The organism is Henriciella algicola, assembly GCF_003576245.1.
Lineage (GTDB): Bacteria > Pseudomonadota > Alphaproteobacteria > Caulobacterales > Hyphomonadaceae > Henriciella > Henriciella algicola.
Genome location: NZ_QWGA01000007.1, coordinates 1 through 14,430, shown reverse-complemented (window position 1 = coordinate 14,430; position 14,430 = coordinate 1). Strand labels below are relative to the sequence as shown.

Sequence of the window (14,430 nt, the reverse complement as noted above, 5' to 3'; positions counted from 1 at the left end):
CCAGAGCGCCTACCCCCAGACCGCCCCCACTAGCCCCAGAGCGGAGGCCGCACCGCCTGCCAGGGCCGCGCCTCTTCCAGCTGGCTCGCCAGCCGGAACAGCGTGCCCTCATCGCCATAGCGCCCGGCAAACATCATCCCCACCGGCAGGCCATTGCCATCGAGGCCCATCGGCACCGACATGGCCGGCTGACCGGTAAAGTTCTGCGGCGGCGTGAACGGGAACACCTCTGCCTGGCGCTTGTCGACATCGCGCGGCGCCATGTTCACCGGGTCGATCTCGCCCACCCTCGGCACAGGCTCGGCCAGCACAGGCGACAGGATCACGTCATACGTCTCATGCAGCGACAGGATCTCCCGGCTCATACTGCGCAGCGTCGCCCAGCCCGCCATCGCCTGCGCCCCCGTCAGCCCTTTTGAGCCGCGATAGTTGCGCCAGGTCAGCGCCTCCATCTCATCGGCTTCAGGCTCGCGCCCCTTCGCCGCGATCAGCCCGTCCACCGTCGCCGCAAAGTTGCTCCCCGAAACAGCCCGCTGCGCGAGGTAGAGCCGACGGTAATCAACGCCCAGCCCCCGCTCCTCCACATCATGGCCAAGCGCCTCGAGCAGCTTGGCCGTCTCCTCCAGCGCCGCGCGGATTTCCGGGTGCACAGGCCGCCCGCTCGGCGTTTCGGAGTGGAACGCCACCCGCAGCCGCCCGACTGGCGCGCCAACCTCCTCGGCATAGGGCCGCGTCTTGGCCGGATAGGCAAAGGGCGCCCCCGGCTCCGGATACCCCGTCGCATCGAGCAGCGCCGCGCTATCTCGCACACTGCGAGAGACGACATGCTCCACCGTCATGCCAATCGCGGCCGCATCATCATAGGAAGAGTTCGGGTTGCGATCGCGCGTCGTCTTCATGCCAAACAGGCCGCAGCACGCCGCCGGAATGCGGATAGAGCCGAGCCCATCACTCGCATGCGCCATGGGCAACACGCCCGCCGCCACGCTCGCCGCCGCCCCGCCGGACGACCCGCCCGTGATATGATCGGTATTCCACGGGTTGCGGCAGGGCCCGTGAAACGCGCCCTCCGTCGTGCCGGTGATGCCAAACTCCGGCGTATTGGTCTTGCCGAACAGGTTCAGCCCCGCCTCGCGAAAGCGCCGCGTCAGCGCGCCATCCTCGGGCGCAATATCATCCCCCAGAAAACGCGAGCCGCTCGTCTGCGGCCAGCCCTTCACCGGGCTCGCAATATCCTTGATCAGGAAAGGCACACCTCGGAAAGGGCCGTCCGCCAGCCCGCCGCCAGACGCCGCCGCCCGCGCCTCGTCATAGGCCTTGTAGGTGATCGCGTTGAGCTTCGGATTATACGCTTCGGCCCGGGCAATCGCCTCTTCCAGCACCTCCAGCGCACTCACCTCACCAGAGCGCACCAACCCCGCCAGCGCCGTGGCATCAAGCTCCGCATAATTCTCGATGGTCATTGGCTTTCCTCCTGATCACGCGCCGACCTTCATGGGCAGGCGCTGTTATGGGAGGAAGCTTGGCGGAAGTGGGCAGCGGCGGCAAGTGTGGGGTGGGGAAGACGCAAGTCGACGCCTGTCGACACTGAAACAGCGACCTGACATACACGTCGAAACTCTACCTCTAGTATCTCGATCGTGGTTGTGGGCAAAAGTACTTCGAATTATTGTGAATCACGAGAAAGTTGAACATTAATTTTGGCGCAACCGAAAATAGTAAGCGATAGCTCGCAACATATTGCGAAAGTAATGGCATGGTAGATCAAACAAACCTCCCTGATGAGTTTCTGGAAATCGTTCATCAAGTGAAAAATGATGCATCAGGGGTTGATGGCCTCATAGCGTGCGCGGGTTTTGAACTTAATAGCTGGCGGTCAAAAAAGCTGGCAGAACATCTTTTAAATTGGCTTCCGCATTTCGCACTCAGGCCTTCCGAGATTGAAGCTATTGGCACCAACAACCATTTCAAACTTCTCAAGAACGCAGCCCATTCAGTATTTAAGTCCGCAAATGCCGAACGGCGCGGCGAAATTGGCGAACTCCTGCTCCACATAATTGGCGTCACTCAGTATCGAGCGCAGGCGTTTGTGTCTCGATTGTTCTATAAAATGCGAACCAATGATCAGGTGACCGGCTTCGACTCGACGCTGGTTACTTATGACGAGCGGACAAAAGATGTCGAACTTTGGCTCGGAGAAGCAAAGTTTTATCAAAATGTAAGCGACGGTGTATCCGCGGCGCTTACGAGTCTCAAAGCGCATCTCGACGCCGGTTTTTTGGAGGAAACCAAAATCTTGGTCGGCCCAAAGATCGAACCGAGTTCCCCCGGATATGAAAAACTTCAGTGGCTGTTCAATGACGGAAACAAACTAGACGAAATCGTCTCTCGAATTGTCGTACCAGTTCTCATTGCCTCAGAGTCCGCTGCCGCTCAGTCTTATTCTGGTTGTGAGAATACGTATCAAGGACTCGTCATAAAGGAGTACGATTACGTTGTGCGACGGCTCGCCCAGTCGCCGATTGCCAACACCGTCCGTGTTGTCGCTTTTTACGTTCCGCTCGCCTCCAAAAGTGAATTAGAAGCTGAATTCAAGCGAAAGCTGGGAGCCTACGAATGATCGATCAGGGCTTGCTGCAATTGATTACCGCCCCCGACCCAAAACCAGATGCGATAGTCAAGATCCTCGATCGCGCCTCACGGACTTGGCTTGACGGCACACGAAGCATCTCTGAAGACGCAGAAATTGTTGTGCGCTTGTTGCGCCGTTCGGATGATTTCGAACGAGTGCTCCCTGGCTCAAGGTCAGTAATAGACGCATTAGCTCGCGAAGCTGGCCTATTTCCGTACATTAAAGCGACCGACTTGTTTCGTGATCAGCTCGCGATTGAAGCACACCGGGTCCCAAACTTTGAACAAATGGTCTTCCACGCCGAACAGAGGCGAATTTTCCAAAAGCTCTTAGACGGTAACAACGTCATCCTATCCGCACCGACAAGTTTTGGAAAAACCTTGCTTGTTGATGCTTTGATAGCTTCGAAGAGGCCGAAGCGAGTTCTAATTACCGTGCCAACGATCGCGCTTCTAGAAGAGCGTCGGCGCGCTCTAAGCAAGCGCTTTCCAGATTATCAAATCATCACCCAAACATTCCAAGAACTTTCTGAAAGCCCAGCGATCATCGTCGGTACACAAGAACGTATTTTGGAACGACATTATGTACCTGACGTCGACCTCTTCATAATTGATGAGTTTTACAAGCTCGATCTCACCAGTGGAGACATGCGGGCCCAAAGTTTGAACTTGTTACTTACGAATTACATCGACAGCGCAGCGCAAATATATCTACTGGGTCCGTCTATTCAAAAGAATCCAATAAATGAGCAAATACATCAAAACATAGAATTTGTTAGGACCGATTACTCACCCGTTGCTGCTGATATAATTAAGCTGGACCCTCCAGGAACAGACCCTGATAAGCTAGCGCAGGTGCTCAACAACGAAAGCAGCGCTAGTTGCTTAGTCTATTGCAGATCGCCGAAATCAGCGCGAACTGTCGCGCGCGAACAAATTGCGCGAGGGGTCACATCAACCAGCGACCTTCTCCGACGAATTGCTGATTGGATGAGATCCAGTTATCATCCCAACTGGTACGTTGCTGACGCCTTAGAGGCCGGGATAGGCATTCATCATGGGCGTATCCCCCGCGCTATCGCACACCTAATGGTTCGCCTTTTCAATGCCGGTGAAATCAAAATACTTTTGTGCACATCGTCGCTGATTGAAGGCGTGAACACGGTCGCGGAAGTTGTAGTTATATACGATAAGTATATCAGCACACGGAAGTTGGACAGATTTACTTTTGATAACATCAAAGGCCGGGCCGGCCGAATGGGCGAGCATTTCGTTGGCCGCATATATCTTTTTAACGAAGCGCCTGAACAAGTATATGATAGTCTAGATATTCCGATCCTACAGTCTAAAGACATGATGTCGGATGAAGCACTGCTTCAGCTCAGCCCTGACCGACTTTCCGGTGACAACAGAATTCGAAGGGCTCAGGTGCTTGAACGCGCTTTCGTTCCAGAAAATATTCTAACCACATACGCCCGCTTCGGCGTTCAGGAAATTGAAAAGTGCTATTTTGAACTCGATGAACTTTTAAGTTCTGGGAATGACGATCTACTTTGGTCGGGCATCGGAACATACCGCAACATCCTTCCAACTATGGAAGCGATCTGGGGACGCATCCCATTTGACAAACACGGCATTCGATCAGCTCGGCAGTTCGCATTTTTCGCGAACAAACTAATCCGGAGTTCGTCAATTGCAGACTTTCTCTCTGAAGTTGCCAATGGTGACGACGTTGATGAGTCTCTCGATCTAGCATTCAACTTTCTTAAGGGAGCCGAATACTCGTATATTCAGCCACTAGAAATGCTGCAGGAGATGGTGGCTGCTATTGTTGGTAATCCGCTTGCTGCAGATTATTCTAAGTTCCTCGGCGATCTTACATCGTGGGGGCTTCCGGGGAGATCTAAAGCGTTAGAAGACATAGGCGTGCCGTCTCCCATAATTCGAAAACTCATCGATCTGATTCACGTGGACGATTATGAAGAAGCAGCAGCGGATATTCGACGCATCGTCGAGGAACAGCAACCTTCGCTCTCCAGAGTGGAAAGAGAAATTCTCAGCCTGACATTATAATTGGATTGAGAAGAACAGAGGCCAACTGTAGGCTTGTGACCGTCGGTTTCAGCCACTCATTTCTAGTACGAAATCAACCACACTTTCCCACCGTATAGCGCCCCGCCCTATTCTCTCTGCCATGCAGGACACATCCAGCTTTGTGGCGGCGGGTCTTCGGGCTTTGCGCGAAGAGATGGCCGATCTCGACTTCATGGCGGGCCTCTCCTCTGGTGGGGGCGGGCTGGGCCGGCGGCTCTATGCGCAGCTGCGCGCCCGCCTCATCCTGATCGAGACACTACTGCGCCGCCTTCTCATTCTGATGGCGGCCTCAATTGAGGTGTCCGTGAAAGCGAGCGCGCCGCACCCTGAGCCTGTCGAAGGGCCCGCGAAGGCGGGGATCTCGGCCAACCAAACCGCACCCTCTCAGCCTACCCCTGCACCCTCACACCCCAAACACCCCCGCAAGCGAGGCTTCCCCTTCCTCCCCCTTTTGAGAGAGCGCACCCCACCAGGGTCTGACCTGTTTGCCCTCCTGTCGGCCGAGCATTCGGGGCCACAAGCTGCCTTCCGCTCAAAAACACCGCTGGTACACCGCTACTGCACCATCATGGATGTACTCCGCCGCCCCGAACGTGCCGCCCGGCGCATGGCCTTTACGCTTGCGCGCCTTCGCGCCGCCGGCGCCCCGCGCCCGCTCTGCCTCATGCCGCTCAATCTGAAGCGCGCCAGTGAAGAGATCTCTCTCATCGCCGCCACCCTGCCCGAACGCGTCGCGCGGGCGCTTGTCGGCTGGTATGATACGGGGTGACGGCCGGGGGTGCTTAACGAGTTCTCTCCAGCGCCCCGTCGAAATTCTCTATCTGATTACGCATAGTTTACCGCTTCATGCCATAGATGATGGATGGAGAGGAAACCCATAGAGCGGCCCTTAGGCCTGGCGGAGCTGCACGATCGCTTCCGCCGGATCGCCTTGCGCGTCGGTCTGGTGGGGCTTGTTCTCGTCGGGGCAGCGTTTTTCGTGTCGGTCATTACCGGCGGGGTGAACGCTGAATCCTTCCTCGAGGCGGGGATCTATACCGTCATTCTGGCGGCCATCGCGCTCTCGGCGCACCGCGATTTCAGGGTTCGCCTTGTCCTGCATGCCGGGCTGACCCTGCTCTTCCTCGCCTATTGGGCGTTTACCTATACCGAGTTCCGGATGGGCGATATCGCGGTCGATACGCTGCTCTATCCGATCTTCATTCCGGTCTTCATCGCCATCGGCCTTGATTACCGCCTCCAGCTCGCCCTCGCCCCGGTGCACGGCGTCATGATCTGGCTGGTGACACCGCTTTATGTCGAGGTTGTCCCCTTCGGCGCGGAAACACTGCTCCAGCAGCAGATCCTGACGGCCACGATGGCCTGTTTCTGTGCGCTGCTCATCGTGCTGCTGGCGCTGGTCCAGATTTCCCGGCAGAAGACTGATGAGCGGCTGGTTGCTGTAATCATTGAGAAAAACCGGCTCGCGACCACTGATCCGCTGACCGGCCTTCTCAATCGGCGCGCATTTCTTGAGATGCTGGAAAGCAGCGCTGGCAAGCATCCCGAATTGACGCTCGCCTTTATCGACCTCAACAGCTTCAAACCGCTCAACGATCAATTCGGCCACGCCGCTGGCGACGCTGTTCTGAAGGCAATCGCTGCCCGGCTGGAAAGTCATGAAGCCGTGATTTCTGCCGCCCGGCCCGGCGGTGATGAATTCGCTGCGATCATTGATCCAGACCTCTCAGCCGAAGAAACCGACAAGGCCATCGCCGCGATCTACGCATCCCTCGTCCACGACGTGAGCTGGCAGGACCGCCTCATTCATGTCGGCGTTTCCCTCGGCTACGCCGCGACGAGCGGGGCCGAAGGCGATATCCAGGCCTGCCTGGGCCGCGCCGATACTGCAATGCGGCGGGTCAAAGCGGCGGGCGGCGGTTTTGGCCGCTACACCGCCGCCATTGATGCCGAAGCGATTTCCGCCTCACGCCTCGCCATCTCATTTCCTCCGGCCCTCGCCGCCGGTCATATCCGCCCGGCCTTGCAACCGATTGTGGACGCCAGGTCGAAAGAAATTGTCTGCCACGAACTTCTGGCCCGCTGGACTTCCTCAACCGGAATGCGCCAGCCGGCACCCGGCGAATTCATCCCCGTCGCCGAAAAGCTCGGCCTGATGAATGAGCTTCTCTGGACGACACTCGATCAAGCGCTGAAGCTTTGGCCGCACACTAGCCGCTCGGTGTCGATTAACATTTCGCCTGGGCAGTTGCAGACCCATAACTTTGTTCCGAAGCTGCGCCGTATCATCGACCGGCATGGATTTGCTGCTGGCGACCTCGTTCTCGAGATCACCGAGAATGTGGCGCTTCGAAACCTCTCAGCAAACGCTGAAGCGCTTCAGGAGGCCCGGCGCGCGGGTATGAAAATCGCGCTCGATGACTTCGGGACGGGCTATTCCTCTCTTTCTCTTCTGAGCCGCCTGCCCCTCGATATTCTCAAGATCGACCATAGCCTCGTGCACGCGGCGAGCCGCAACGGCGACTCGACGGAAACGGCTATACTGCGCGGTGCGTTGAGGCTTTCGCATGAGCTGGGTCTGGTTTCGTGCGCCGAGGGCGTCAGCTCTGAAGAGATGGCGCTCCAGATGAAGATATTCGGCGCTGACCAGATCCAGGGCTTCTGGGTCGGGCGCCCGCAGCTCGTCACCCCGGGCTCCGCACCTGTGAAGCTTGCTTCCTAAGCTCCAGCCAGTCGCTTCCTGCTATTTCCGGAAAATCACTGCTGCGGCAATGATCAGCCCAAATCCGGATGCAATAGCGAAGAATAGGTCGGCCCGGCCTTCGACGAGGAGCGCGGCAATCAGTCCAGCCAGGCTGACGGCAAAAGCAATCGCCGGCACCGCGAAGATGGCGCCGAGACGCTTTGCGGACAGTTTCACGCGGGGCTTGCTGGCGCTCATGCCTCAAGGACCTCGCCATTATCTAGCTGCCGCTCAACCCGCATGCGGCGATTGCCGCGGGCGAGCCAGAGGTAGACGCCGGTTACGAGCAAGAAGATGGTGAGCAGGTCGAGGACGGCCCAGACTAGCTTCAGGAGAAGACCACCATAATCGCCAAAGTGCAGGGGCCGCGAGAGCGACAGCGCCTTTGCATACCAGGGCATCTCACGAAGTCCGGCGACCTCACCGGTTCCGGCATGGATGAGGACGGGAGCAATGACATGCTCGCTGACCGGGGTGCGGCCATGCAGGAAAACGGCATAATGGGCCTTCGTCGAAAAGCCGCTTCCCGGGAAAGCAACGAACTGGAGCTCCATGTCCGGCGCTTCTTCGATGGCGGCGCTGACGGCAGCATCTAGAGAGGCCCTCGAGGCCGAGGCGGCCACACCCTCATTTGATGCGACGAGGTCCGCCAGTTCCTGCGATTTCCACGTCTCGATGATCGGCTCTTCCAATGTGTTGATGACGCCGGTCAAACCCACGACGAGCAACCAAGCCACAGCGGTGATGCCAAGCAGGTTATGATAGTCGAGCCATTTCAGCCGTTTCGACTGCTGGCGCCGGACGGTCCCGAACTCGAGCTTGCGCATGAAGGGGGCGTACAGCACCACGCCGGATACGACGGAAAGTGCAAAGAGTATCCCCATAAACCCCAGGAAAAGCATGCCCGGCAGGCCCAGAAACATGTCCGTATGAAGCTGGAGGATGAACTCCATCACGCTTTCACCATTGTCGGCGGGGGGGACGAGATTGCCGCTGGTGAGATCAAAGGAGGCAAAGTGCATGGCGCTACCGGGTGCATCAGCACTTGGCCCACTTGTGACGTTCACGACGGGCCGCTCGATGTCGAAGCTCATGAAGATCGGAACTTCGCCCGGCCGGCTTTCGAGCGCCGTATCGAGGATTTCATCGAGCGTCAGGTGCTCTGCCGCCGGATTGGCAGGCGTCCAGCTGTCCGGGTTCAGAGCGCCGTCAATCTCATCATGGAAGATGAGCGGCAGGCCGGTCAGACAGAGCATGAGCAGAAACAGGGTACACAGAAGGCTTGTCCACTTGTGGACCCAGCTCCATGCCTTGATCGTCTGCTTTCCCATACCCTGTCCTCAGGTGCCTAGAAGTCCACCGAAGCCGACAGCATAAGCGTGCGGGGATTGCCGAGGATAAGGTAATTCGCCCCCGGAAAGCCGCCCGCAGATGCCCAATAGGCCTCATCGGTCACATTCTCGATCCGTGCACGGAGCGTCACAGGCCGGGCTGCAAATTCCGTGGTGTAGCGTGCACCGATATCGAGACGCGTCCAGCCATCGAGCTCCACCGTATTTGCAGTGTTCACATACTGATCGCCCGTATGGACAACACGGCCATCAAGCGTGAGGCCCGGCAACGCGGCGACGTCCCATTCAGCATTCAGGTTCGCCTGAATTTCCGGGACACCAATAGGCGTATTGCCCTCGTCCACACCGCCTTGGGTGCGAGAGAGTTCTGCATCGATGAAAGTTGCCCCACCGATGACACGCAGGCCCTCGACAGGTTCGCCAAAGATGCTGAACTCAACGCCGGAATTCTCCTGCTCACCTGATGCGGTGAAACGCTGATTGGCGACGATTGCGTTCGGACGGCTGAGCTGGAAGACCGAGACGGTCGCGCCGTAATTGCCAGCATCGTATTTTGCGCCGACCTCCAATTGCTCGCCAGTGAAAGGCTCAAGCACTTCGCCCGCATTCAGGATTGGCGTCCCGCCACTTGTGGCTGGCGCAATCTGGCCGGGCTGAAGGCTCTCAGCATAGTTGCCATAGAAAGAGAGGTTAGGGCTGGCTTTCCAGACAAGACCAAGTGCGGGCGTCACCTTCTCATCCTCATAGCCTGAGAGGCGGGCACCGGTATTGTAGTCGAACGTCGCCGTTTCGATCTTCTGCTGGCGCAGGCCGATCGTTGCGAGCAGCCGGTCATCAAAGAGCGACAAGGTGTCGGCAATTGCAAATGACTGGTTGTCGACTTCTTCCGTGACAAGCGGATCATTGAGGTCGCCGCCAATGAAGAAATTTGCCGCCGGGGGTGTTACATCGACAGGGTTATAAAGGTCGGTGGCGAAGCCCGCAAAGTTCGAAAAGGCGTAGGCATTCTTCGATTCCGAGGAAATGGTCGACGCCGAGACAACGAGGCGGTGTTCGATTGGGCCCGTCTCGAATTCGGCGCGAAGGCCGCCATCGAACGAGACCACATCATCCTCACGCGTATTATCAAAGCGATAGGCGGTCAGGGAGCCGTCCGCCGCTGCGCTCGGATTGGCGAGCACGTTGGCCTCTTCGCCGTTTCGCGCGCCGCCGCCGAGCCAAAGCGTGACATTGTCGGTGAGGTCGTATTCACCGCGAACAACGCCAAAGATCTGTTCTTCGTCCGTATACGTCCAGGATTGTGCGAAATTGCTGTCTGCGTCAGGCTCGTTCGGGATAGCGCCAAGCGGTGTCACCTGGGGGCGCGGCGCGTCGATGCGGTTATCCTGATAGCCAAAATCTGCAGAGAAGCGGAAGCGTTCGCCATCATAGTCCGTGCCAATGGATGCGACGCCCAGCGAGCGGTCCTGACCATCAACGGAGGTTTCGCCGTCGCGCAGCACGCCGTTCACGCGCACGCCCCACTCACCCATCGGGCCGAAGCGCGTGCCAAGATCAACGGCGCCATAGGCCTGACCATTATTCTCATAGCCGACCGTTACACGGCGGATGCCCTCGTCTGGCGCACGCTTTGGCACGAGGTTGATGGTGCCGCCAACGCCGCTGCCACCCGGGGCCGCGCCATTGATGAAGGCATTTGCACCGCGAAAGACCTCAACGCGCTCCAACAGTTCTGCCGCCACGAACTGGCGCGGCAGGATGCCGTACACACCGTTTAGCGTGACGTCGTCTGAATAGACCGGGAAGCCGCGGATGACGTAGACTTCCTGGAAGTTGCCAAAGCCCTTGGCGATGCGCACGACCGGGTCGTTCTGCAGCACGTCGCCGACGCTGTCAGCCTGCTGCGCCGTTACCAGATCCGAGGTGTAAGCGGTCCCTGCGAAGGGAGCGTCGAGGAAGTCGAGATTGCCAAGAAGACCGGCGCGGCCACCGCGTGCGACCTGCCCACCTTCAAATGCCTCCAGCAGCTCAACCTGCGAGGCTTCACCGGTGACGATCACCGTGTCGAGCCGCGCTTCGTCGCCAGCTTCATCCTGCGCCATTGCGACTGGTGCCAAGGCCAGCACCGACGCGCCGGCCACGAGCATTGATTTCTGTCTCTTCAGCATTCGCCAAGACCCCTCGAAAATAAGAACAGTCCGGCACGTAAATGCAATTCATTCGCAACTCAAGGGGCCTGCACAGCTGAGACCCGCCAGGTGTATTCCGTAAATAGATCCGAGAACCCTGAGCAATTTGCTCAGTCCCTTAACGCAGGCGCAACGTAGAATTGATAGGGTCGCGGCCGAAGGACGGCTTGATGCGCTCAGTGATTTTCATTGTCACACTGATCCTGTCCGCGAGCTTTGCCGCGGCCAGCGCGCAAAGTTGTGACTACAGCGCCAGCGTGTACCAGGATGCCGATCCGGCTGTCGATGATCGTACCATTGCATCACGCTCAAACGCCTTCGCCGCCGTCAGCGACCCAGATGGCAGACTTTTCGAAGGCCGCAGCTCAACGGGCGTCCTCTGGCTGAAATTTGCGCATGAGGGGCAAGGCGTCTGCGACAAACCGCAATGGCTGCAGCTGAAATACCCCTACCTGAAAGATGTGACGCTGCACGCGGTGTCGATCTCCCCGGATGGCCGTGAAGCGGTGAAGGAAATCGCGCCCCTGCCCTTGCAGTATCCGGTTTGGGCGTTGCCGGTGCCAGACCAGGCCGCAAGCACCGACTACTATGTGCGTATCGCGCATTCTGACTTTCTGATCTTGCCATTCGAGATCGCGAGCCCCTCCCGCATTATTAGCGAAGTCTCGGTCTTTGGCGTCATCAGCGTCGCCCTGATCGTATTGTTTCTGGCAATCGCCTTCCAGACAGCTGCACTTGGCCGGGTGCTGGACCGCTCAGACACGGCCGCCTTTATTGGCTTTGCCGTCAGCGCAGCAGTCTATGTCTTCATTTCCAGCGGGCTGATGGGAAGCCTGTTTCGCGGCGCGGCAATGGACACAAGGCACCTGCTTCTCACATCTCAGGCCATTCTACTCTGGACGGCAGTGATCTTCCTGCGGGCGAATATAAGACCCGCCGCGCCGCCCCTGATCGATGGCGCGTTCCGCGCCCTGCAATATGCGGCGCTGCCGACGCTGCTTGCGCCATTCCTCGGCGCCGCGAGCGCGTCGCTGGCCTTTCTTTTCGCGTTCATCGTTGCGCCGCTCATCATCCTCGGCCTGCTTGGTGTCCTGACCTATCAGCGTCAGGGTCGGGCCGCTGGCCTGCTCATTGGCTGGTGTCCGACAATCCTCGCTACCGTCTGGATCTATGGCCGGCTGATCAACATCACGCCCTATCTGCCGATCAACCATCACCTTGTCGGGCTGGGGCTGTTTCTGACGGCGCTCCGGTTCAATGCGGTTCTTGCGCTCAAATATCGAGGCGAGGCCCGCGCGGCACGGACCGACAGCCTGACCGGCCTTCCAAATCGGCGGGCGATGACGGACTGCGCGCGGCGATTTGATAGCGGCAATCTGGACCTGAGCGCACTCGCCCTGATGGACCTTCGGAAGTTCAAATCCGTGAACGACACGCACGGGCACGCGGCGGGCGACCACGTGCTCAGTGAAGTCAGCCGCCGCATTTCGGCGGTGCTGCCCAAGCAGACGCACTTCTTCCGTATCGGCGGGGATGAATTCATCATCCTGATACGCGCAGGCTTCCCGCCGGCCGAGGTTGAGAACCTGCTGGCCAAGGTCAGCGAGCTTGTCAGCCAACCGGTCGGCTATTCAGGCGCCAGCTGTCAGGTCGCGGCGAATATCGGCGCGATCATGGGGCCGATACCGGATGGGGTCAGCTTCTCAAGCCTGATGGGGGCGGCCGACAAGCTCGCCTATATGGCCAAGCAACCGCATACGGCCGACATCCTGATAGAGACGTGGACCCACGCCGACGAGTTGACCCATGACGAGATGCCAGGCGCCATGCGGACCCGGCCTAGCTGATCGTCAATCAGTCGACGCAGAGCGCGCCGCCAGCCGTGCCATTCTCGATTGTCTGATAGCAACCGAAGACATTGTCATTCATGGTGCATTGGCCGGTCGCGGGCTCGCCTGCTTCTGCAAACTCGCCGGTGTTGCGGCACTGGCCCATACAGTCGGAGCTGTCAGAGCAGGTCTTACCGCCATCTGCGAAGGTTTGGATGCAATTCTCCCAGCCGCGCATGCCGGCCCGTTGGACCGTGCCTCCAGCCGCTTCGCAGCGCGCGCGTTCTGCCGGGGTGGCGAATTCGCCTGCGAACGTGATGCGCTCATAGGGGGTGGCGGGATTGGCGTCATCTGGCGATGTCTCGCCGGGCACAGCGCAGGCAGCAAGCAGGAGGAAGCTGGCGGAAAGGAGATATGGGCGCATGGCGAGGGGCTTTCTGTTTGAGGCAGGCGTCAGACTGCCACCAAAACGGAGTGGCCGCTACTCGTCGCGCTCTTCCTTGTAGCTCGGCGTTTCCTCAGCCTGATCTGACGGCCGTCCGGGGATGGCATAGCCGCCCTTCAGCCAGCGCGACAGGTCCACGTCGGCGCATCGTTTGGAACAGAAGGGCCGGAATTTCGGATCGGCTGACCGGCTTTCACAGATCGGGCAGGTCGATTTGCTCATTCTTTTCTCACCACGGATTTCTCGCCCTTGCCGCTGGCGATTTTCACCCGGCCTGAAAAGGCCTCGCGCAGCAGGTCGTCGCATTGCTTTCGCCGCGCAATATAGGCCTGCAGCGCACGGGCCGACAGGGTGAGCCTGTAGAAGCCGGTGCGATTGGCAGCCGTTTCGCGGGCAGCGGCCCTGAAGAGGGCGAGGAGTTCGGTCTCTGGTGTTGGCTGTCCCTGCGCGTCGAGAAGCCGGTCCTCCAGCGGAGCATGCGTCCAGGCGAGCTTTGCCTGCAAGAGGCCGAAGGGCGATGGCTTCAGCACATCGATCTGGCGGGTGGAACAGGCCGCGAAGCTTTCGTGAAGCCCTGCGCGCAGCTTGTCGGCTGTCGATGCCGTGATGGGGCCGACGCAGTCAAGGACGACAAGCCCGCCAAGGTTGCGCAGCGAAAGCTGGCGTGCGGCTTCCTGCACGGCTTCGCGGTTGACGCTGAAGGCGCGGGCGCCGGCGCTGCCCTTTGAGATGCGCCCTGCGGTGTCTATGTCGATGGCGGTGAGGGCGCGGGTGCGCTCTATCCCGAGATTGCCGCCGCCGGGTAGCAGGCACCAGCTGGCAAGCGCTTCATCGAAGGCGCTGTCGATCTGGTCATAGTCAGATGTAGTTTCTGCGGTCTCGAAGGTTGCGGTCTCAGAGATAGAGGTGCGCCAGCGATCGATTGCGGGGACGGTATCGGTGGGTAGCGACTTTCTGAGCTTGCCGCGAGCGAGCTTGTCGCGGCGGGCTTCCATGACGATCTCGACTGGGGCGCTTGCTCCTTCGGTCAGCTTGCCGGTGTCACCCGTGCGCACGAAGATCTCTTCACCAGAGGTAGCTTCGAAGAACGCCCCGCCCTGCTCTGGTGCGCGGCGGCGGAGGCGGGCGTCGACCACGTCGCCGAGCC

At 59.0% G+C, this 14,430-nt stretch carries 12 protein-coding genes; 5 read left to right on the top strand and 7 right to left on the bottom strand.

The window, feature by feature from the left end; genetic code table 11:
- Nucleotides 1–29: 29 nt before the first annotated feature.
- A complete protein-coding gene (locus D1222_RS09710) occupies nt 30–1,463 on the bottom strand; it encodes an amidase (protein ID WP_119454074.1) in 1,434 nt (477 codons plus the stop codon).
- Nucleotides 1,464–1,756: 293 nt separating this feature from the next.
- Between D1222_RS09710 and D1222_RS09705 the strand changes: the two genes are divergently transcribed.
- The 4 genes from D1222_RS09705 to D1222_RS09690 all read left to right on the top strand — a co-directional run bounded on the left by D1222_RS09705 (nt 1,757) and on the right by D1222_RS09690 (nt 7,447).
- The gene (locus tag D1222_RS09705) at nt 1,757–2,620 is read left to right on the top strand and encodes a HamA C-terminal domain-containing protein (protein WP_119454073.1); all 864 of its coding nucleotides are present in this window, start codon (nt 1,757–1,759) and stop codon (nt 2,618–2,620) included.
- On the top strand, nt 2,617–4,704 hold the full coding sequence (locus D1222_RS09700) for a DEAD/DEAH box helicase (protein WP_119454072.1): 2,088 nt from the start codon (nt 2,617–2,619) through the stop codon (nt 4,702–4,704). The genes D1222_RS09705 and D1222_RS09700 overlap by 4 nt, the downstream gene beginning before the upstream one ends.
- A gap of 121 nt (nt 4,705–4,825) precedes the next feature.
- Nucleotides 4,826–5,494 (top strand): protein kinase family protein, encoded by a 669-nt coding sequence (locus D1222_RS09695; RefSeq protein WP_147371854.1) that lies wholly within the window; start codon nt 4,826–4,828, stop codon nt 5,492–5,494.
- 93 nt (nt 5,495–5,587) lie between these two features.
- Nucleotides 5,588–7,447 (top strand): putative bifunctional diguanylate cyclase/phosphodiesterase, encoded by a 1,860-nt coding sequence (locus D1222_RS09690; RefSeq protein ID WP_119454070.1) that lies wholly within the window; start codon nt 5,588–5,590, stop codon nt 7,445–7,447.
- A 21-nt stretch (nt 7,448–7,468) separates the two neighbouring features.
- On the opposite strand, the gene D1222_RS09685 is transcribed toward D1222_RS09690, so the two are convergent.
- Genes D1222_RS09685 through D1222_RS09675 form a run of 3 tightly spaced genes read right to left on the bottom strand, consistent with a single transcriptional unit; the run spans nt 7,469 to nt 10,988 of the window.
- Nucleotides 7,469–7,666, bottom strand: a complete 198-nt coding sequence (locus D1222_RS09685; protein ID WP_119454069.1) for a hypothetical protein — start codon at nt 7,664–7,666, stop codon at nt 7,469–7,471.
- Nucleotides 7,663–8,799: a PepSY-associated TM helix domain-containing protein gene (locus D1222_RS09680; RefSeq protein ID WP_119454068.1), complete on the bottom strand. Its 1,137-nt coding sequence runs from the start codon at nt 8,797–8,799 to the stop codon at nt 7,663–7,665. The genes D1222_RS09685 and D1222_RS09680 overlap by 4 nt, the downstream gene beginning before the upstream one ends.
- A 17-nt stretch (nt 8,800–8,816) precedes the next feature.
- Nucleotides 8,817–10,988 carry a TonB-dependent receptor gene (locus tag D1222_RS09675; RefSeq protein ID WP_119454067.1) on the bottom strand — a complete coding sequence of 724 codons (2,172 nt, stop codon included), beginning with the start codon at nt 10,986–10,988 and terminating at the stop codon, nt 8,817–8,819.
- 191 nt (nt 10,989–11,179) lie between these two features.
- Here D1222_RS09675 and D1222_RS09670 point away from each other — a divergent pair, with 191 nt between their 5' ends.
- A complete protein-coding gene (locus D1222_RS09670) occupies nt 11,180–12,856 on the top strand; it encodes a diguanylate cyclase domain-containing protein (RefSeq protein ID WP_119454066.1) in 1,677 nt (558 codons plus the stop codon).
- A gap of 7 nt (nt 12,857–12,863) precedes the next feature.
- Here the strand turns inward: D1222_RS09670 and D1222_RS09665 are convergent, their stop codons facing one another.
- The 3 genes from D1222_RS09665 to D1222_RS09655 all read right to left on the bottom strand — a co-directional run.
- The gene (locus tag D1222_RS09665; RefSeq protein ID WP_119454065.1) at nt 12,864–13,262 is read right to left on the bottom strand and encodes a hypothetical protein; all 399 of its coding nucleotides are present in this window, start codon (nt 13,260–13,262) and stop codon (nt 12,864–12,866) included.
- Nucleotides 13,263–13,319: 57 nt separating this feature from the next.
- Nucleotides 13,320–13,505: a DNA gyrase inhibitor YacG gene (locus tag D1222_RS09660; RefSeq protein WP_119454064.1), complete on the bottom strand. Its 186-nt coding sequence runs from the start codon at nt 13,503–13,505 to the stop codon at nt 13,320–13,322.
- Nucleotides 13,502–14,430 (bottom strand): ribonuclease E/G (locus D1222_RS09655; RefSeq protein WP_119454063.1); only part of this gene is annotated, 929 nt, incomplete at its 5' end. The genes D1222_RS09660 and D1222_RS09655, both read right to left, overlap by 4 nt.